Below are 21,098 nucleotides of genomic sequence, written 5' to 3' on the forward strand. Positions count from 1 at the left end.
TGTTTATGCCTCCCTGCTATTGTATTCATTAATTATTTTAAAGTGTGCTTTTAATGCCTCGATATTTTCGATGCCTTCATAGGATTGGAATGTCACTTGCTTTCCTTGTGCGCGCAACTGTTGTACTGCCTCCAGTGCTTCAGCAAAACGCTCTGCCGTGAACAATACAAGTACTTCATCTTTTTCAACTTTGATTTTTGGCATTGCTTCAAAGACACGGTCAACTCGTAAACCAAAGCCTGTTGCCCCAACTTGTGAGCCAAAGTGCTGCATTAAGCCGTCATAACGTCCGCCATTTCCTAACGGGAACCCACTGCCTGAAGCAAACACTTCAAATAACATTCCTGTGTAATAACTCATATGGCTTGATAATGTAAAATCAAATGCGATGTACTCTTCATAACCGGCAGCATCCAAAATTCTTGCCAAGTTTCGCATATATTCCAGCGCATCATTTTTGCGCACATATTTTTCAATTGCTTCAATAGAAGGTAGGCTGATTGCATCTGCAATATAGGCTAACAGCGCATCGGATTTTGTTTTCGGTAAATCAAATGCCAGTACGGCTTCTTCAAACCCGACAAAATTACGTTGAACAAGAAGATCATTTAAATCATCTGCCTGTGCATCACTTTCTGTATAGTCCTTTAAAATGCAGCTCAATACACCTGCATGTCCAATAGTTACTTTGAAATCTGTAATTTGATACGCCTTTACTAAATCGATTGCCGTCATGATCACTTCCGCATCGGCATACACAGAATTGTCGCCGATCAGTTCGATTCCCATTTGATCAAATTCAGCCGGGCGTCCCCCTTCACGCTGCTGCGCACGGAATACATTGGCAAAATAGGCAAGACGTTGCGGTATTTTCTCTTTCAGTAATTTCGAAGTCGCAACACGGGCAATCGGGGTTGTCATATCAGGTCGTAGTACAAGCGTATTCCCTTGGCTGTCCACCAATTTAAAAAGTCGGGCATCGGAAATTGCAGATGCTTTCCCGACCGTATCATAATATTCTACAGATGGTGTTTTAATTAATTCATAGCCGCGTTCACGCAGCAGTGCTCGTCCTGTCGAGCGGATTAATTCTAGTTTTTCATAGATTTCCGGTAATGTATCACGCATTCCAAGTGGCTTTTCAAACATTTTAATCGATGACATTTTCACACATCCTAATTTTTATACTTGGTAAAAGTCTGTATACTACACTTTAGTATACTAGAGTGTTAAATCACTAGTGTATGAAAGTATTTTACTGCTACTTATGTTTGTAGTCAATGGATTCATACAAATATTTAGTTAATTTAATTTTCTGATATATTTTTATATTATACATCATAATTTGGCAATTTAAGTTTACTGGCGGAAAAGACATAAAAAAATGAGCGTAAGCACATAACCAAAAAATGCTACTTTTCTTTGAAAAGAAAAATAGCATTTTTTCTGAGCGTTAAAAATTGATTTCCATTCCGGGACGCTTTCCGCGGGCGTGGCCTGAGCCTGTAGTCTCAGGCGTCACGCTATTCCCGCAGGAAGCTTGCTTGTAGCGAAAGGCATAGCCGTCAGCTACACTCGCCCTTCATTCCAACCAATTTTATAAAATATCCATTTCTTAATAAGGGTTTTCTTCTTAATAAACGGTATTTCTACTTCTGTACCAACCTCATTCTGCATTCAATTTTGCCAAACCGGCTTGTCATTCATTTTTCGTTCTGCCATTTGTTCCGCGGTAAAAATAATGCGCATCGGGTTGCCGCCTGCCATTGCGCCTGCTGGTACGTCTTTATGAACCAATGTCGCGGCAGAAACGATTGCCCCGTCTCCAATTTTCACACCCGGTAAAATGGTGGAATTTGCACCAACCATCACATTGCTGCCAATTTCGACATCACCTAACCGGTATTCTTCGATTAAATATTCATGTGCTAAAATGGTCGTATTAAAGCCAATGATCGAATTATCACCAACTGAAATGCGTTCTGGAAACATGGAATCAGGCATTACCATCAATGCTAAGGATGTCTGCTTGCCGATTTTCATTTTTAAAAATGAGCGGTACAGCCAGTTTTTCCAGGCCATAACTGGAGTAACCCGTCCAATTTGAATAACAATAAAACATTTCATTACTTTCCAAAAGGAAACGGTATTATAAACTTTCCATAATGAATTCGCACCTTGAACTTTGTAGCGTTCTGTTCTGCGCATGCCTACTCCCCTTTCACAATTTCCAATAAATCACGCATATGATGAAGCATATAGGTTGGCTCATAGGACATTAAATAATCGACACCTTTAGCAGACCACGCAACCCCCGCTGTTCGGACACCTGCATTTTGTCCGCCCTCAATATCATGTGAATTGTCGCCAATCATGATCGCTTCCTCTTTTTCAATACCTAGCTTTTGCAATGCTAAAAGAACCGGTTCCGGATGTGGTTTCACATGCTCCACGTCATCTAACCCGACGATAACATCAAAGAACTGTTCCGCACAAAGTACTTTTAAACCACGAGCAAGACTTTCCCTGCTCTTCGTTGAAACAATCGCCATTTTGACCCCTAATTTATGGAGCTCTTCCAATGTTTCGACTACTGCATCATAGCTTGTTACTAAACGGTCATGGTTGATGGCGTTCCACTCTTTATATTTCCCAATCATAACATCGGTTTCACCAGGTGTTAATTCGTCAAACGTTTGTTTTAATGACGGACCAATGAATCTTAGGCAGTCTTCTGTCGAATATTGCCCGGGAAATTTTTCGTCAAAAATATACATGAATGTCTGGATGATCAAATCATTTGTATTTAATAATGTGCCGTCAAAATCAAACAGCAATGCTTTTGTTTTCATACTGAAGAATGCTCCCTTTTAAAAAACCGCTCGCACTAATGCAAACGGTGTTAAGAATATTTATTTTCCCTATTAGAGGGGTTGATTTCAAGGAAGGACGCTTTCTGCAGGTGTCGCCTCCCTCTATTCCAATCAACCAGTTTTAATATTTTTCGTTCTACTTATTTAACTTCACAGCAGAATTATTTTTTCTTGCTCTTCACTTTATTAGTAGTATTATTTTTCTTTTTAGTCGCAGCAGGTTTTTCCTCATCTAAATAGTGGATAACCGGTTTTACTTTCATACGGCGATAAACAATGGCAATAATACCGACTGTAATACCGATGATCGAAACAACTTGAGCAGAGCGCAAATCGCCCACTAAGTATAAGCTATCTGTACGTAAGCCTTCGATGTAGAAACGTCCGATTGAATACCAGATTAAATAGAAGAAAAACATTTCGCCGCGTCGCCAGTTTAATTTGCGGGCAAACAGCAAAATGACTAAACCGACTACATTCCATAATGATTCATACAAGAAAGTCGGATGTACATAGTTCCCATCTTCACTAATGTACATTTGTTCGATCAGCCAATTCGGTAAAAACAAGCCTTCCAAAAATTCTCGTGATACAGGGCCGCCATAAGCTTCCTGATTTACGAAATTGCCCCATCGCCCAATAATTTGACCAACGAGAATACTTGGTGCCGCAATATCGGCCAGTTTCAAGAAGCTCACTTTACGCTTTTTCGTAAATATGTATGCTGTAATAAACGCACCGATTAATGCACCATGGATCGCAATACCGCCATTCCAAATTTGAATGATACTACCCGGATGTTGACTATAGTAGTCCCACTTCATCACAACGTAATACACACGGGCTGAAAGGATTGAAATCGGAATCGCCCAAATGAGCAGATCGGCGAAAAACTCCGGATCTAATCCACGACGGACCGACTCTTTTTGTGCGAGAAAATAGGCAACGACAATACCGAGCCCGATAATGATTCCGTACCAGTTCACCGGTATTGGTCCTAAGTGGAATGCCACCGGATTAATTGCTAATAAATTTGTAACCATAAACTTCTCCCTTCAACTACATATTAATAATCGTCTATTTCATCATTCGGAACAAGCATATCGTCCAGACGACGTGAAAATTCCTCAGCTGCATTGACTCCCATTTTCTTCAGACGGTAATTCATCGCAGCTACTTCAATAATTACAGATACATTTCGACCAGGCTGTACTGGAATTGTCAGCTTCGTTACTTCTGAATCAATAATTTTCATTTTCTCCTCATCCAAACCTAGACGATCATAAAACTTATCCGGATCCCAATTTTCAAGCTCTATTATCAAAGTAATCCGCTTGTAAGGACGCACCGCACTTGCACCGAACAATGTCATAATATCGATAATGCCGATACCGCGAATTTCCAGCAGATGTTCCAATAATGGAGGCGGGAATCCAACAAGCATGTTTTCGCCTTCCTGACGAATTTCCACACTATCATCTGCCACTAACCGATGCCCTTTTTTCACAAGCTCGAGTGCCGTCTCACTTTTCCCGACACCACTTTTACCAATGATAAGTACACCAATTCCATAAACATCAACGAGAACCCCGTGAATGGCAGTTGTTGGAGCAAGCTTGCTTTCCAAAAAGTTCGTCAACCGGCTTGAAAATCTAGTCGTCGTCAGTTTTGTCACGAGCACAGGGACATGATTTTCATTCGATGCATCAATCAGTTCCTGAGGCACGTCCAAATCGCGCGAAATAATAATCGCTGGTGTTTCATCCGAACAAAGCTGCTTCATCCGGCTTCTTTTTTCCTCTTCAGGCAACATTTCGAAAAATGAGAGCTCTGTTTTACCTAACAGCTGAACACGATCAGCTGGATAATGTGTAAAATAGCCGGCCATTTCCAAACCTGGGCGGGATATATCACTCGTCGTTATGTATCGCCCAACTCCGGCTTCCCCACTGACTAGCTCCAAATTAAACTTTTCCATAACATCTTTCGCAATTACTTGAATCATAAATTTGGTACGCTCCTATCTTCTAGCATCTCCACTGTATTTTATCATGTCTATCCCATTTCCAATATATAACGCGCTTAGTTTTTTAAATTATCAATCACATTAATTGGTCATTTGCTGAAAAGGTAAAAAAAGATGAAGCAAATAAAGCTCCATCTTTTTTATGTATAAATTACTTTAATGTTGATAAATACTCTGCAGCTGCTTCCGCCTTTTCGCCTTTAACAATTCCACCAGGCATACGGTCTTTACCATTTAAAATAATATCCAAAATCTCTTCTTCCGAATATTTAGCCCCTAATTGATTCAACGCTGGCGCATTGCCGCCTTGTAATTGACCGCCATGGCATGTTGCGCATGATTGCTGAACAACACTTTTCCCGTCGATTTCAGCTGTTTCGCCGTTTGAAGCCGAATCATCTCCACCGCATGCAGCAAGGAAAATTGCTGAACCGAAAACTAATGTAAGTAAACTCTTTTTCATTCTGAACCCCTCCAAAAATGAACTTTTATTCCACTACTGATTATAACAAACTTATACTTTTTTGAAACCTTCGCCTAGCACTTCATAGGCGTCCGAAACGATGACAAATGCTTGAGGATCAACGGTTTTCAATACTTGTTTCAACCTTGTGAACTCTGTTTGATAAACAACGACCATTAAAACCGGGCGCTCCTCACCTGTATACCCGCCAAATGCCGGAAGCCTTGTAATCCCGCGATTGATCTCTTTATAAATCGCATCGCGCACATCCGTTTCTTTTTGTGTAATAATGTAAACCATTTTCGATTGGCTAAAACCTAGCTGCACAATATCAATCGTTTTTGTCGTGACATATAGGCCGATTAACGCATACAATCCTTTTTCAAGGTCAAACACAATTGCTGCACTTACCGCAATGAGGCCATCGATTAATAGCACGCTTGTCCCTAATGTTAAGCCTGTATACTTCGTAATAATTTGGGCAAGCAAATCCGTACCACCAGTTGAAGCATTCCCTTTAAAAACAAGACCTATCCCTAAACCGACAACAATCCCGCCAAAAATAGCCCCTAATAATGGATTCAGCGTCCAAGGATCCCAGCTCTCCGTTAATATAACGAAAAAAGGAAGGGTGATCGTACCAATAAAGGATTTAATCCCGAATTTTTTTCCTAATACAAGCACGCCAGCTATAAATAAAGGAATATTGAATGCATATTGAACAATCCCGGCATTCCATCCGAACATTCCATGCAAGATCGTACTGATCCCGCTTACTCCGCCGGATGCGACTTGGTTTGGAAATAGAAACACATTAAAGCCAAACGCAATAATTGCTGCGCCGACAATGACAAATACATATTCCATTACACTGTTTTTCAGTGAACTCTGTGAGCTATATGTCATACAAATCCTCGCTTCTTTTGTAAATTCCATTGAATTATAACAAATCCTACATAAAATGAGAACTTCATCAAACTAAAGGAAAAGCGCCCTACAAAAGGACGCCTTCTTTATTACTTTTTATTGGATTATTAGTGCCTCATCTACCCATGCTTTCACTTCTTCATACATCGGCAATAGCCCTTCGACCGGTATGTTTAATTTACGAGATAATGGAATAATACTTTCCCAGTCCAATTTGCTTAAAGCCGTCCCAAATTGTAAATACGGCGTCATTTCCGTGTGTTCACCTGAGATTGTTTCCAAAATCGTTTCCGATAGCGGCAACTGCGAAACAATTGCATTCATCGGCCGTTTTAATAAAGAATCAATCAACGAAAACAGACCAACTAAAAAATACTCCGAGAAATTCTTTTTGTAGTTACGACGGGCAACTTTCTCACAGACTTTTGCTCTGAACAACGATGCATACATTAACTCCTGAAACACATCATTATTTCGATTAACGTCCGATTCCCGCATCGCCAGTAAATAAATCCATTTCCGCAACTCCGTTAACCCTAGTAATAATATGGCCTGTTTAATCGAGCGGACTTTCGTTTTCGAACGTCTTGATGAACCATTGATTAATTTGAGCAACCGGTACGATAATGAAATTTCCCGTTCAATATGATTCGCCAATACATCGATATTGGCCTCATCATCCCGCAACAACGAGATAATCTGAAAATATTGAAACAGATTTGCCGGTATGTCTGTCGCTGTCAGTATTTGCGGCTTTTCAAAAAAATAGCCTTGAAATAAAGAATAGCCCGATTGTTTAGCAATATTATACTGCTCACGCGTCTCTACTTTTTCTGCCAATAGCTTAATATGAGGAAATTTCGATTTAATTGTATTTTCAATTGCAGTTCTCTCATGTTCACCACTATGTAAAAAATCGATTTTTATATAATCGATTTGCGGAAAGAGTTCATCATAGATCAAAACTTCATCATTAATGACAAAATCATCAAGCGCAATTTTATTTCCCGCATTTTTTAATTGTTTGAGCCGTTCGATCAATTCCATTGTAATCGGAATATTTTCTAATATTTCAATGACAATTTGTTCGGGTTCAATAACGTCTATTGAATCCTGCATAATCAGGTTTTCCGTAAAGTTAATGAAAGATGGCTTTCCATTGGCCAGCTCCTTAATGCCAATCGAAAGAAATGAATTGATGATCAGCTCAACGGTTGCTTTATCTGCATCAATATTCGGAAACTGGTTGGTGTAATTATTTCGATACAACAACTCATATGCTACGATTTCTTCATGTTTGTTAAATATAGGTTGTCGCCCAACAAATACTTCCATTTTGTAATTTCCCCAATACTCGTTTATTTTCTCTCTATTTATTATGGAAATTGCTGTTATTTTACAATCTTCCAATGTACTATAAAACTAGATTAACAAAATTCAAGGAGGCAGTAAATGTGAACACTGTAAAATATGAGCAAAAAGACTTTATTGCATATGTAACACTTGATCGCCCCGATATGTTAAACGCCTTTAATTATGAAATGCTGGAACAATTACGCAATGTCATGGAATCCATTCAAATCCACCCTGACATTCGTCTTGTCATCATTACAGGTTCCGGTGATAAAGCCTTTTCAGTTGGTGCGGACTTAAAAGAACGTAAAACATTGCCGGATACACTTGTAAAACGCAACTTAAACCGGTTCGGGGAAGTATTTACGCTTATTGAGCAATTACCACAACCGACGATTTGTGTACTAAACGGCTATGCCTTCGGCGGCGGACTTGAGCTTGCACTTGCCTGTGATTTCCGTATCGCTGCTGATACAGTTTCACTTGGCTTAACGGAAACAGGCTTAGGCATCATCCCGGGTGCTGGCGGAACACAGCGACTTCCACGCTTAATCGGTGAAGCGAAAGCATTGGAGCTTATTTTGACAGCAAAACGAATAACTGCGCATGAAGCACTTGACTATGGGGTTGTTACAAAAGTGGCACCGGTCGAAAGTTTACATGAAGTGACGGCCGACTTTGCCGCACTTATTTTACGCAATGCGCCGATTGCGATCCAGCAGGCTAAATTTGCTGTAAAACAAGGGATGAAAACAGATATTCAAACAGGTCTTCAAATTGAACGAAAAGCCTATGAACTGACGATTCCAACCGAAGACCGTATTGAAGCTCTGAATGCCTTTGCTGAAAAAAGGCCACCTCAGTTTAAAGGTAGATAAACCCACTCATATAAACAGGGTGCCCGCCAATGGGACACCCTGTTTGTATTTTACAAGTATTTCTCAAACCAGCCTGTAATTTGCTCAAGTCGTTCTAATCGTAAGTTCGGGATACCTGTACGTGATAAGTTGTGGTCACATTCAGGGAAACGGACGAAACCGACCTCTTTGCCCATGCTCTTAAGCGTAATATAAAGTTGCTCAGCCTGCTCAATCGGGCAGCGGAAATCACGTTCACTGTGTAAAATAAGCAGCGGTGTTTCCACATTAGCCGCATATTTTAATGGTGAATGGTGCCACAGTTTTTCCACATCATTCATATCTGCGAGCATTTGCCATTCCGAGAAATAATAACCGATATCCGATACGCCGTAGAAGCTGATCCAATTTGAGATTGAACGTTGGGTAACAGCTGCTTTAAAGCGGTTCGTATGACCAACAACCCAGTTCGTCATAAAGCCGCCATAGCTTCCGCCAGTAATCCCTAAACGCGACTCATCAATCCATGAATATTTTTCGAGTGCATAATCAACACCAGCCATTATATCTTCATAGTCTCCATCACCATAATTACCGCGCACACCATCAACAAATTCCTGGCTGTAGCCATGACTGCCTCGTGGGTTCACATAAAGCACACCATACCCTTTCGCCGCCAATAGCTGCATCTCATGGAAAAACGTATTCGCATATAAAGTATGCGGTCCGCCGTGTACTTCAACAATTAATGGATATTTTTCTCCTTCTGTATACTGTGCAGGCTTCATAATCCAGCCATGTACAGTCAAACCGTCTTTTGATGTATACAAAATCGCTTCCGGTTCTGACAGCGTAGTCTCATTTAAAAACTTTTCGTTAAATGTTGTTAACTGCTTGCGCTCACCTGTTGTAATATCAAAGTCAAACAGCTCCCCAGGGAATGTTCCATTGGACACCGTCAATAATGCACGGTTGCCGTTTTTAAAGATTGCATAGCCATATACATGCTCATTTTCAGGTGACGCAGGATAAAGTGCGCCCTCTAACGTTGCATAATATAAGCGAATATCCCCTTGTGTAGATACTTGGAAATACAAATCATTGTTTTCCGTCCACATTACAGATGGAGCAGATACACCTTGCTGAATGTCTGCAACACCATAATCACCAACCGGCAAGTCCAGCATCTCTGTCAGCTTTTGTGTTGTTTTCGTTTCTGTATCATAAATATAGACATGGCCATGTGTTGCATTTCTGAATGTATGATCCGAACCGCCAAATGCAATATAACGGTCATCAAATGAAAACTCAGCACCACCAAAGTAGCCATCTTCCTCAATTAGTACCGTTTCTTCTTTCGTATCTACATCTACTAGGTAAAGCGGTGTACGGAATACATTATCCGTATTTTCTTCACGATTCACACCGATCACCAATGTTTTCCCGTCATGTGAAATGCCTTGTAGACTATGTGAATAATTTCCTTCTGTAAAAGTATTCACTTCTTTTGTTGCCAAATCTACAGCAGCAATTTGTGAATAGCGGTCCTGCTTCAATAACCCGACACTATCTGCTTTGTATTTCATTTTGTCGACGACATAGGCTTTCGGGAATTTCGTATCTTCTTTTTCTTCCTCTTTCGTAATGTCCAACCCTTTTTTAACTGTGCTTGTAATCCAAACTTTCTCACCACAAGGACTCCATAAAAATGAATTGACGCCATTTGGAAGTGTCGTAATTTCCTGTGCTTCCCCGCCACGACGGTTTAATATGTATAGTTGCTGTTTTTCATTGCGTTTTACTAAAAATGCGACTTGTTTGCCGTCTGTTGACCACTGTGGGCTTGAGACACGTTCATTACCGTAAGTCCATTGCGTTATTTCCCCTGATTCCAGGTCAATGTGGAACAGATGGGCACTGTAATTATTCTCTTTTTCATTGATCTGTGTACGAATAAATACCGCCTCTTGCTCATTTGGCGCAAGTACCGGATTTGCAATGGATTGAATTTCGAATAAGCTTTCTTTTGTCATATACTTTGTCATTAAAACACCTCTTCATTTATTTCGATTTCCGTAATAACAATGTACCATCTTTTATTTGAAATTTCAAAATATAACTCAAAAAATATATTAAGATATTGCTTTATCTATACAACGTTATAAGTCCAATAGTTTTTAATAGAAAAATTAACTTTGTGCGTAGAAACGGCGCCTACCACGTAAGCGCCGACTATAGAGCGTAACGGTTTAGAGATGGCACTTTTGATTTGGCGGGAGTCCCAAGCCGCAATAATAGCAGCAGTAAAGGTGCGACGTTTACGGCGTGCCTTTACTGCTGCTATGCAGCCCCCGCCGAAAACAACCCGGAACATTATAAGAAGCTTTATGAGAACAATCACTAAACTAATAACTATCCCCCTTATAAGAAGACATATACCAATGAGTATGTAAGGCCCATTGCAAAGGGACGGCGCCTTCTTTTATTTTCCTAATTTTAAAAACACCCGCCATAAATATGGCAGGTGTAGGAATGTTATGTTCTTGCTATTTCTTTTAAAGAACGGCGCAGAATCTTACCAGTGGTGTTTTTTGGCAGCTCGTCCAAAATTTCGATGACAGTCGGTACTTTGTATTTCACAATACGGTCTGCACAAAATTCGCGAATTGCTTCTACTGTTAATGAAGGATCCTTCAAAACAACATAGGCATGTACCGCTTCACCAAAGTCCAAATCCGGGAAGCCTACTACTGCCGCTTCCACAATCCCTTCATGTGAGAACAATACTTCTTCTACTTCACGTGGGTAAACATTGTAACCGCCTACAATTATCATATCCTTTTTGCGGTCGACGATGTAGAAGTAACCTTCCTCGTCTTTTCTTGCCAAGTCACCTGTATATAACCAGCCGTCACGAATCGCTACAGCAGTTTCTTCCGGCATGTTGTAATAGCCTTTCATGACATTCGGTCCGCGTACGATCAGCTCGCCTACTTCCCCAACGCCCACTTCCTCCCCATTTTCATCGACCACTTTATTTTCAACATTGCTGATCGATTGTCCGATTGAGCCTGGTTTACGCTCACGGTCTGTAGGGTTGAAACAAGTAACAGGTGAAGCTTCAGATAATCCGTATCCTTCAGAAATTCGTACATTGAACTTTTGCTCAAAGTTATGTAGCAATGATACAGGTAATGAAGCACCACCAGAAATCGCTAAACGAATTGTTGAGAATGCAGCAACATTCGCTTTGTCATATTGATAAAGGAAATTGTACATTGTCGGAACACCCGCAAATACTGTTGCTTTATACGTCGAAATTAACTCGAAAATTTCTCCCGGACTAAAGCGTGGCGCTAATAAGATCGTCGCACCTCGTGTTAACGGTGAATTGACAACGACCGTTAATGCAAAGACGTGGAAAACCGGCAATGTTGCCACAATACGATCTTCTGATGTCATTTTTAAGTAATCGCCAATATCTCTTGCATTGGAGAATAAATTATTATGTGTCAGCATAGCACCTTTCGGATGACCCGTCGTACCGGAAGTATATAAAATTATCGCCGTATCATCAGGCGCTACTTCTACTGGATCCGTTGTACGTGCTGTTGTTGCTAATACTTGTGAAAACAGCTTCGTTTTTTCTTTCGCCCCATCTGAAAGCGCGGCATACTTTTCACCGATGTCTTCAGTCGTTTCGCAAATGATATATTGTTCTACTTGTGGGAATCTATGCACCCCTGCCTCCACAAGCGGTAATAGTAAATCAAGTGCGATAACAACTTTTACATCACCATTTTGTATGATGTATGAAATTTCATCTGCTGTATAGATTGGATTAATCGGAATTGCCACAGCACCAATACGCATTGACGCGTATAAACTGATGATGAAATGCGGTGTATTACCTAATAGAAACGCGATATGATCGCCTTTTTTTACACCTAAATCTTCCAAAGCAGCTGCAAATCGTGCAACAGATTGCTCCAATTCACCGTAAGATGTGCCTTTACCTAAAAAGTAGTACGCTGTTTTTTCTGGTTGTTCGAAAGCTTGTTGTCTTACCTTTTCAACTAAATTCAATACACCCATCCCCCTATTGCGTAAAATGAAAAAATATTCACTCTATTAGCATTATAGAATAAGTATATTAATAAAACAATATGAAAATCTCGCTTATTCACAAATATTGTACTAAAATCATTTTTTCTCTATTTAAACTCACCCGCGCACATGTGAAATATAACGCCAGCGAATTAAGAAAAAGTAAACAATTTGAATAAGGGCAAACATCGTAAATGAAAATACGACCTCTTTTACAATCGATAAATTCATTACATCATTCAATACGGTTTGCACAACATAGAACGCAAATGCACTATGTACAAAGGCTAAACCCCACGGCAGGAAAAATTGAATCATTAAATTTCTCGTAATAAGGCGTTTCAGTTCTTTTCCGCTCAACCCTACTTTAACGAGCATATCAAACTGTTTTTTCTCACGGTCCAAGTTGGCATAGATTTTGAAATAAACGAAACTTCCGGACGCAAGTAGAAATACAGCTACTACTAATATACCGATGAGTGTTAATAAAGAATACGTAGCTAATATATAAGAATAATTTAATCCGGCATTTTCAAAATAAAACGGTAACGTATATTCTTTGTTGATCAGATAATCGCGGGCGACCATCTGCTGAATATCGATTCCGATATTTTCCGTTTCGGTCCAGTTAGGGATATCAAATGTAAATAAATGATAGCCAGGCTCAACATATGGCGACATTTCAAACTCATTTGTCAGTTTTTCAAAGTCTTCATCACTAATGATAATGGAGTTGCTGCTAATAATAGCCGTCGGGAAAAACATTTTCGGGTATACACTGTTAATCGTCAGGTCCACATTATTTTCCTTTAGCACCGTCTTTACTTCCGTTTTCTCCAGCTTTTCAATCGAATCTTCCGAATAAGGGATGAACATTGCTTCCCCGCTTTTTAAATTCACAAGCGGGTATTTATACGAAAACAGCAGATGGTTAATATCTGTTTCCCGGAAAACTTCCACCGGATTCGATGTATACGATGATGTTTGGCGCATGACCGTAAAGCGTGTCATATGATAACTGATTCCATTAAATTCAAGCTCATCAATGACGGATAAAATATGTTCAATTTCATAAGGATTATCCATTTCCCCTTTATAGAGGAGACCGATTGGATTGATCTTGTCATATTGTGATGTATAGGAAGACATCGCCGATAAAACGCCGACCGTTAAAAAGGCAAGTGTCGAGACGAGTGTCACAATGAAAAACATGCGTGAGTTGAAACGTAAAATCTGCACTTGTTCAGCAATCGCCAGCATGCGTGCCTTTTTCCAGTAAAACTGCTTTCGCCCCTTCAACCGGTCAATAATATAAAGCGTTGTATCCGTAAAGAAATAATAAGTTCCCAATGTCACGAAAACAGGGATCAATAATGTATACGAAAAAATAGATGACTTCGTTGTAATAAGTGCAAGACCGTATCCGCATAAAATAAGGATGATTCCTAAAATGGCATTACGTTTTGAATAGGTCACAGCAGCATCGACAAACTTCGGGCCTCTTATAAAGTTCCGTATTTTAATGTCCGGAGTAAACAGGGTACTCAACGTCGAGATGACAACAAATGCGCTTAAATAAACGAATAATGTCAGCACAAACGGCTCCCATGATAAATAGAGCGGCAATGCATTTAAGTTTAAAATTTCACGGACAATCATAAAGAAAAATTTCGAAAATGCAAATCCGAACACAATACCGGAAATACAGGAGAAAATACCAATTGTCATTGTTTCGATGATGATTAGTTTTCCAAGCTGATTCCGGTCCATGCCAAGATGAAGCAATATCGCAAACTCTTTAGAGCGCGCTTCCAAAAAGGCACGCATCGAGTAAAAAATAAAAAACCATGAAAACAGCACAAGAACGATTTCAGCAAAAACCATTCCGGCTATCGATACTTCCCCTAAAAAACCGCGTTCGATTTCAGGATGGAACATGAGCATCGAATAAATAAAGAACACAAAAACACTAAAAAAGCTGGCCATAAAAAAGGCGGCATAGTTACGGAAATTCCGGAAAACGTTACGGTAAGCGAATTGAAGAAAAGTCACCTACATGTCCCCCTAATAAACTTAATACATTTAAAATGCGCTGGAAAAATGTTTGGCGACGATCGTCTGTATAAATTTCATTGAAAAACTCGCCGTCTTTAATAAAAATAACTCGATCGCAATAACTCGCCGCAATCGGATCATGTGTCACCATCAAAATCGTCGTATCGTTTTCTTTATTCATTCTTGCCAGAAGCTCCAACACTTCACGTGATGCATTCGAATCCAGATTTCCTGTCGGCTCATCGGCCAAAACGAGCATCGGATGGTGGATCAGTGCACGTGCAATAGCTGTTCTTTGGGCTTGTCCCCCTGAAATTTCATACGGACGTTTCATTAAAATTGACGTTAAATCGAGCAGCTCACTTAAAGATTGCAGACGTTCCTCCATGACAGATATCGGCTGTTCATCAATTGTCAGCGGCAAAATAACATTCTCCTCGACCGTCAATGTCGGCAGCAAATTAAAGTCCTGAAAGACGAAACCGAGCTGACGGCGTCTGAAATAAGCAAGTTCCTCACTATTAAGCTTTTGCGGTTTCATCCCGTTAAAGATAATTTCGCCGGATGTCAGCGTATCAATCATGGATACCATATTCAACAACGTCGTTTTTCCGCTGCCGGATGGACCCATAATTGCGACAAACTCACCCTTTTCCACTTCAAAACTTAGCTGGTTGAGCGCTCGCTTCGTTACTTTTCCTTCATATACTTTCGTTGCATCTTGTATTTGTAAAATAGACATAGTAACTCCTTTTAACCAAGTCTGTTTCTTTCAGTCAATAGTAATACCTCATGACTGAAAAATCACTTCAATTTGTGTACCTTTCCCAACTTCCGATGTAATCAAAAGCTGGTGTCCGAGCTTATCACAAATCTCCTTTGCGATATAGAGTCCCATGCCGGTAGATTCTCCAGTTTTCCGGCCGTTTTCACCGGTAAAGAATGGCTTCATTACACGGGGTAAATCAGATTTAGGAATGCCGACTCCTTCATCACGAATGAATAAATGGACATGCTGTTCTTTTTGCACCGCTGTAATATACAATTTCTTATTCGGCTCAAATGTATATTTCACTGCATTTGTAATGAACTGTCCAATTAAGAAGTTCAGCCATTTTATATCGCTCATTACGATTAAATCCTCATCAATCTTCACTTCCGGAAATACCCGGTTGGCGATAAACAGACGTTTATTGTCATTCACATTAGACATAATCGCCGACTTCAGCGGTACTTTTCCGATTTGCATATCATCCGAAAAGTTTTCCAAACGTGCATTCACTAAAACCATTTCAAGACCGCGCTTCAAACGTTCGACTTCTTCCTGCACACTTTTTTTATCAAGCTCTTCTTCCTGCTGCAGCAAAAGCTCCAAAACCGAGACCGGTGTTTTCATCTGATGTACCCACTGGTTCATAAACTTATATTGTCTGGACTGGGTCGCATAAAGTGCCTGTACTTCATGCTGATACAATTTGTACAGCTCATGCAAATAGCGCTCAGTCTCCATATATTCCATTGTTTTCGCATTCTTTTGAAGCGCATCTTCCATCGTTTGCGGCAACGTGGAAATCTTCGCCAAATAACGGCGTCTCAACATATAGCGCAAGACTAAAAATGAGACAATTAACAGAAGGCTGATCGCTATCGCATAAATGGCGGTCGTGACACTGCGAAATCCATCTAGCCAAAACAAAGAAAGTAAAAATAATGTTAAGACGATTTGAAAAATCAAGTAGGAAAGATGCTCCTTCACAAATAATTTGACCGCCATTACATTTCCTCCGAGCTCAATAAAAAGCGATACCCTGCTCCGCGCACTGTTTCAATAACAGATGAAATGCCATAATCGGCCAGCTTCTTTCGAACACGCGTCATATTTACATTTAACGTGTTTTCATCAACAAATGCCTGATCATCCCACAATTCCTCCAACAGCTGTTCACGTGATACGACTTTTGGCGCTTGTCCCATTAATAATCCTAAAATGACACATTCCTTCTTTTGAAGCGGAACGACGAGCTCCTTCAATTGAAGTTCCATCCGTTCCAAATACAATGTTAGCTGTCCTTGTACAATTTTCCGCTCTTCCTGTCTTGCAGAATATTCTCCATATGTACGACGCAAATGGCTGCGAATTTTAGCAAGTACAATTTCATAGTTAAACGGCTTCGTAATAAAGTCATCTCCGCCGTTTTCCAATGCAAATATTTGATCCATTTCACCCGAGCGAGCCGAAATAAATAAAATCGGACATTTCGTAAATTGTCTCAACTCACGGCACCAATAGTACCCATCATAGGAAGGTAAATTAATATCCAGTAAAATTATATGAGGCGAAAACGCTAAGCATTGTTCCATTAATGAATCAAAGTCTTTAATCGTTTCGACTTCGTATTGGTATTTTCTCAATGTGTCTGCAAGTAGTGCAGCTATTTTAGGATCATCCTCAACGATGAAAATTCGATGTTTTTCCATCTGAATGACCTCCTTTTCAATAGGTTTTAAAACTAAATTATCCCTACATAAGTTATTTGTTCATATTGTTCCATTGTATCAAAAAAAGGGGGCTCCCGAAAACAGGAGCCTCCCTTTTCATACTCTCTATTACGTTCATGATGATTGACAGCAGCTGCTAGTAAATTAGATGAAGGAAATCCTCTTCCGTGATCCCGCCAAAGTATACCGGGATTTCAATATCTTTCAGCTTTTCTGCAATTGCGGCACGGTCATATTTCGTCCCGACCAATAATTCAGCGACCTCATCTACATCACCGACACCAAAGAAATCTCCGAAAATTTTCGCCTCTTCAATAACACCTTTATTCACTTCTAAGCGAATATCCAGGCTTCCTGAAGGGTAACGCTTTGTTTTTTGAATGTTAAAGCGCGGTGATTTTCCGTAATTCCACTCCCATAACTGGTAACGGTTTTTTGAAATTTCATGGATGTTTTCCCAATCTTCTTCGGTAAGCTCGTAGTATTGAATATTTTTCTCGCCACCGAAAATAGATTTTAAAATTTCCAGACGGAACTCTTCTACTGTAATTTTTTCTGGAAGGAAATCAATGATGTTCGCAACACGCGAGCGAACTGATTTAATTCCTTTTGATTCGATCTTGTCCTGTTTTACTTTAAGTGAGTTCACGACAGCATCAATATCCAGATTGAACATTAGTGTCCCATGACTGAACATGCGGCCGCGCGTTGAATATTGGGCATTGCCCGAAACCTTTTTCCCTTCAGCCAAAATATCATTACGGCCTGAAAGCTCTGAATTAACCCCCAGTTTTGCAAGTGCATCTACAACAGGCTGGGTGAATTTTTTATAGTTGCTGAAGCTGTTGCCGTCATCTTTTGTCAGGAAGCTGAAATTCAAATTGTTCAAATCATGGTAAACTGCACCACCGCCGGAAAGGCGACGTACGACAAGGATTCCATTTTCTTCAACGTAATCTGTGTTGATTTCTTCAATCGTGTTTTGATTTTTTCCGATGATAATCGAAGGCTGATTAATATAAAACAGTAAAAAATCATCCTTTTCGATATCCATGTTTTTCAGTATATACTCTTCTATTGCCAGGTTAATACGCGGATCTGTAATTCCTTTATTATCGATAAAATACAAGAGGCTCACTCCTTCAAAAATCGTCCATTTATATTTTAACTTAAATTAGGCATTTTGTGTTGACGAATTAAATCTGTTATAATACAATACAATATATAAACAGAAGTAGTATAACAGAAACTTAAAGGAGGCATGCACAATGTTAGAAAACGTAGTGGAATTTTTCAAGAATTTACCTGATAAAATTTGCGTTCAATGCGGTGATAAAATCGAAGAACAAAGCGAGTGCTACAGCAACAATTGTGATAAATGTAACTCTCTTTAATTCTTTACACACTGTTTAATTCGTATTACTGACAACCTTCATCTTAGGACTAGGATGAACCTATAATAGCTTACATTTTTATTGTAAACCCCGCTCAATGTTTACAATAAAAAATACGATTCGCTAAATAGCGAATCGTTTTTTTATGGTTACAACTATAAAGATTTAGCTTCCTGTACTTTTGAATAACGGCGTCTGTATAGAAGCGCACAGAACGCGAACGAGATTGCTTAATGGCCGTGGTCTTTTCTGTATAAAAAAAGCATGGATTCAGGGGAAAAACCCGGATCCATGCTTTTTCATATTATAGTTCTGTATGTTGTTTTGAATAACGTTTTTTATAAAGCAATGCAAAGTAACCGAACGTGATTGCTAAGCATGAAATCATAACTGCACCTAAAATCGACCAGTTGAACATTAGGAATGATGTATCACCAGTTGAAATGGCTGCTTTGAAGCCTTGTACAGAGAATGTCATCGGTAAAATTTTATTGAAGAAATGCAATTGCTCTGGTACTAGCTCAATCGGGAATGTCCCTGCACTTGTTGTTAATTGAAGAATCAACACGACGATGGCAATAAATCGTCCTGGATCACCAAACACAGACACAAGCAATTGAACCATAGCTAAAAATGTAAAGCTAGTTATAATTGTTGTCAGAATGAACTGCGGCATATTATTTACCTCAAGTCCAAGCCCCCAAACGACAATTGCAATCGTTATAAATGATTGCACCAATCCAACACCGATTAATACAGTTACTTTACTTACAAACCAGCTTGCACTGTTTTTCGGGATAACGGCTGGTTCAACAAATGGGAATACAATCGAAATTAATAATGCCCCAACGAATAATCCTAAAGAAATAAAGTATGGTGCAAAACCTGTACCATAATTCGGTACATGGTTTACAGAATCTTTTTCGACTTCCACTGGAGAACCGACCATATTGTACGTATCTTCAGTCGGATTTACAGCGGCTTTTTCGCCAGCTTCCGTCAACTTTTCAGATAAAGTTGTCGTACCATCCTTCAACTCTTTCGTACCATCCGCTAAAGTAGTAGAACCTTGTGCTAACTCACCCGACTTTTCTGCCAACAAGCTCGTACCGTCATATAATTTATTCGAACCATCCACTAATGTGTTCAAACCTTGTGCTAATGTGTTGGCGCCAGTTGCCGCACTTGATGCGCCTGCCGTTAGTTCATTTAGTTTTCCGGCGATTGTCGTATTGCCTTGTGCTAATGAATTGGCACCCTCTATTAGCTGTGCTGAATTTTGCTGCAATTGTGCAACACCTGAAGTTACTTGTTGTTGCCCTGCATTTAATTTACTTGCACCTTCACTGATTGCCGCGATTTTATCGTCCAATCCATTTGTTCCTGCATGCAGCTGACTTAAACCGCCACTTACTTGTTTACTGCCTTCTTGCAGCTGCCCTAGTGCGGCTTTTAAAGCTGCTTGATTCTCTTCAGGCAGCATAGGTAAAATCGCTTCCAGTTGGCTTGCCAACTGATCCATACCGCCTGCTACATTAGCTGAACCATCTGCCAGCGCTTTTACTTTGTCATCGATATTCGCTGTACCTTGTGTTAATAATTTCAGGTTTTCAGCTAAGCTCGCCTGACCGGATGTAAGATCCTTTTGTCCGTTTGCTACTTGTGCAACACCATCAGTATAGCTTTCAATACCTTGCTGCAATTTATTGGCGCCATCTGCTGCAGATTTTGCTCCTGTTTCAAGTTGGCCGCTGCCATCCGCAATTTTTGCTACACCTGCCGCCAGATCACCAGCACCTTTTGCAGCATTTTTAGCACCGTTAACTAAAGTGTCAGTACCATCGGATAATTTAACAGAGCTTGATGCCAATTGTTCTAAATAGCCTTTCAACTCATCAGCGCCATCCGCCAGCTTCGCGGCACCTTTATCTAGCTCCCCTGCTCCATCTGCTGCCTCGGCAAAGCCATCACCAAGTTGTGTAATGGAATCAAATAATTTTTCGGCATATGTTGCTGAAACTTGTGTATTTACTTCTGCTTTAATGCGATCCATTGCAGTTTCACCAATTTGTGCGCCTAAAAAGTTGAAGCCTTCATTTGGAATATAATCAATAACCAACTTTTGTGGTTCGTCATCTAATAATGTAGTTGCATGCTCAGAAAAGTTTTCCGGAATTTTAATTAAGATATAATACTTTTGATCCAATAATTTTTGGTCCGCTTCCTTTGCATCAACTTCCTCAAACTGGAATTGCTCGCTATCTATCAGCTTATCGACCAATGTCTGACCGAGCTCCATTGTTTCGTCATCCATCATAGCCCCTTTGTCTTCATTGACAACGGCAACCGGCAAGCTCTTTAAATTGGCATATGGATCCCAAAATGCCCATAAGAACATCCCGCTGTACATAACAGGAACAAAAAGAACGGCAATAACTGAAATAAGCATTTTTTTTGTTTTAAAAATCTTCAGCCATTCTGCTTTTATCACACTAATTTCCTCCTTTAAAACTATATGACCAATATCGTCAATTGGTCATTTCA

General features: G+C 39.9%; 18 protein-coding genes. 2 read left to right on the forward strand and 16 right to left on the reverse strand.

Translation table 11 applies throughout. The features are described from left to right. Nucleotides 1-3 precede the first annotated feature (3 nt). The 8 genes from MHB58_RS16930 to MHB58_RS16965 form a co-directional block, all read right to left on the reverse strand. Nucleotides 4-1,164, reverse strand: a complete 1,161-nt coding sequence (locus MHB58_RS16930) for an ATP phosphoribosyltransferase regulatory subunit (RefSeq protein ID WP_340735698.1) — start codon at nt 1,162-1,164, stop codon at nt 4-6. 513 nt (nt 1,165-1,677) lie between these two features. After that, the gene (locus MHB58_RS16935; protein WP_087618296.1) at nt 1,678-2,208 is read right to left on the reverse strand and encodes an acyltransferase; all 531 of its coding nucleotides are present in this window, start codon (nt 2,206-2,208) and stop codon (nt 1,678-1,680) included. Between the two features lie 2 nt (nt 2,209-2,210). Next, a complete protein-coding gene (ppaX, locus tag MHB58_RS16940) occupies nt 2,211-2,852 on the reverse strand; it encodes a pyrophosphatase PpaX (RefSeq protein ID WP_014822764.1) in 642 nt (213 codons plus the stop codon). Between the two features lie 182 nt (nt 2,853-3,034). Then, nucleotides 3,035-3,916, reverse strand: coding sequence for a prolipoprotein diacylglyceryl transferase (gene lgt / locus MHB58_RS16945; protein WP_339263190.1), 882 nt, complete (start codon nt 3,914-3,916; stop codon nt 3,035-3,037). Nucleotides 3,917-3,939: 23 nt separating this feature from the next. Further along, nucleotides 3,940-4,878 carry an HPr(Ser) kinase/phosphatase gene (hprK, locus tag MHB58_RS16950; protein WP_008406426.1) on the reverse strand — a complete coding sequence of 313 codons (939 nt, stop codon included), beginning with the start codon at nt 4,876-4,878 and terminating at the stop codon, nt 3,940-3,942. Between the two features lie 172 nt (nt 4,879-5,050). Beyond that, nucleotides 5,051-5,362: a cytochrome c551 gene (gene cccB / locus MHB58_RS16955; RefSeq protein WP_014822762.1), complete on the reverse strand. Its 312-nt coding sequence runs from the start codon at nt 5,360-5,362 to the stop codon at nt 5,051-5,053. A gap of 51 nt (nt 5,363-5,413) precedes the next feature. Further along, a complete protein-coding gene (locus MHB58_RS16960; RefSeq protein ID WP_014822761.1) occupies nt 5,414-6,268 on the reverse strand; it encodes a YitT family protein in 855 nt (284 codons plus the stop codon). A 117-nt stretch (nt 6,269-6,385) separates the two neighbouring features. Continuing rightward, nucleotides 6,386-7,624 (reverse strand): EAL and HDOD domain-containing protein, encoded by a 1,239-nt coding sequence (locus tag MHB58_RS16965; protein ID WP_340735699.1) that lies wholly within the window; start codon nt 7,622-7,624, stop codon nt 6,386-6,388. Nucleotides 7,625-7,743: 119 nt separating this feature from the next. On the opposite strand from MHB58_RS16965, the gene MHB58_RS16970 reads away from it, so the two are divergent. Further along, nucleotides 7,744-8,520: an enoyl-CoA hydratase-related protein gene (locus MHB58_RS16970; protein WP_340735700.1), complete on the forward strand. Its 777-nt coding sequence runs from the start codon at nt 7,744-7,746 to the stop codon at nt 8,518-8,520. A gap of 50 nt (nt 8,521-8,570) precedes the next feature. Here MHB58_RS16970 and MHB58_RS16975 read toward each other — a convergent pair whose 3' ends face one another. The 7 genes from MHB58_RS16975 to MHB58_RS17005 all read right to left on the reverse strand — a co-directional run bounded on the left by MHB58_RS16975 (nt 8,571) and on the right by MHB58_RS17005 (nt 18,289). Then, nucleotides 8,571-10,544, reverse strand: a complete 1,974-nt coding sequence (locus tag MHB58_RS16975; RefSeq protein ID WP_340735701.1) for a S9 family peptidase — start codon at nt 10,542-10,544, stop codon at nt 8,571-8,573. A gap of 490 nt (nt 10,545-11,034) precedes the next feature. Next, the gene (locus MHB58_RS16980; protein ID WP_065216720.1) at nt 11,035-12,585 is read right to left on the reverse strand and encodes a fatty acid--CoA ligase family protein; all 1,551 of its coding nucleotides are present in this window, start codon (nt 12,583-12,585) and stop codon (nt 11,035-11,037) included. A 138-nt stretch (nt 12,586-12,723) separates the two neighbouring features. Beyond that, nucleotides 12,724-14,658: an FtsX-like permease family protein gene (locus MHB58_RS16985; RefSeq protein WP_014822756.1), complete on the reverse strand. Its 1,935-nt coding sequence runs from the start codon at nt 14,656-14,658 to the stop codon at nt 12,724-12,726. Then, nucleotides 14,630-15,403 (reverse strand): ABC transporter ATP-binding protein, encoded by a 774-nt coding sequence (locus MHB58_RS16990; RefSeq protein ID WP_014822755.1) that lies wholly within the window; start codon nt 15,401-15,403, stop codon nt 14,630-14,632. Before MHB58_RS16990 ends, MHB58_RS16985 begins: the two co-directional genes overlap by 29 nt. A gap of 48 nt (nt 15,404-15,451) precedes the next feature. Then, nucleotides 15,452-16,435, reverse strand: a complete 984-nt coding sequence (locus MHB58_RS16995; RefSeq protein WP_340735702.1) for a sensor histidine kinase — start codon at nt 16,433-16,435, stop codon at nt 15,452-15,454. Next, complete coding sequence (locus MHB58_RS17000) at nt 16,435-17,139, reverse strand: response regulator transcription factor (RefSeq protein WP_008406439.1); 705 nt, start codon at nt 17,137-17,139, stop codon at nt 16,435-16,437. Before MHB58_RS17000 ends, MHB58_RS16995 begins: the two co-directional genes overlap by 1 nt. Before the next feature lie 157 nt (nt 17,140-17,296). Next, nucleotides 17,297-18,289, reverse strand: a complete 993-nt coding sequence (locus MHB58_RS17005; protein ID WP_340735703.1) for a lipoate--protein ligase — start codon at nt 18,287-18,289, stop codon at nt 17,297-17,299. 139 nt (nt 18,290-18,428) lie between these two features. Between MHB58_RS17005 and yhfH the strand changes: the two genes are divergently transcribed. Continuing rightward, entirely contained in the window at nt 18,429-18,554 is a 126-nt protein-coding gene (gene yhfH / locus MHB58_RS17010) for a protein YhfH (RefSeq protein ID WP_008406441.1), read from the forward strand. Between the two features lie 304 nt (nt 18,555-18,858). Here yhfH and MHB58_RS17015 read toward each other — a convergent pair whose 3' ends face one another. Continuing rightward, nucleotides 18,859-21,045: a YhgE/Pip domain-containing protein gene (locus MHB58_RS17015; protein ID WP_340735704.1), complete on the reverse strand. Its 2,187-nt coding sequence runs from the start codon at nt 21,043-21,045 to the stop codon at nt 18,859-18,861. Nucleotides 21,046-21,098: the final 53 nt, after the last annotated feature.

This window comes from Solibacillus sp. FSL K6-1554, from assembly GCF_038005185.1.
Taxonomy (GTDB): domain Bacteria; phylum Bacillota; class Bacilli; order Bacillales_A; family Planococcaceae; genus Solibacillus; species Solibacillus silvestris.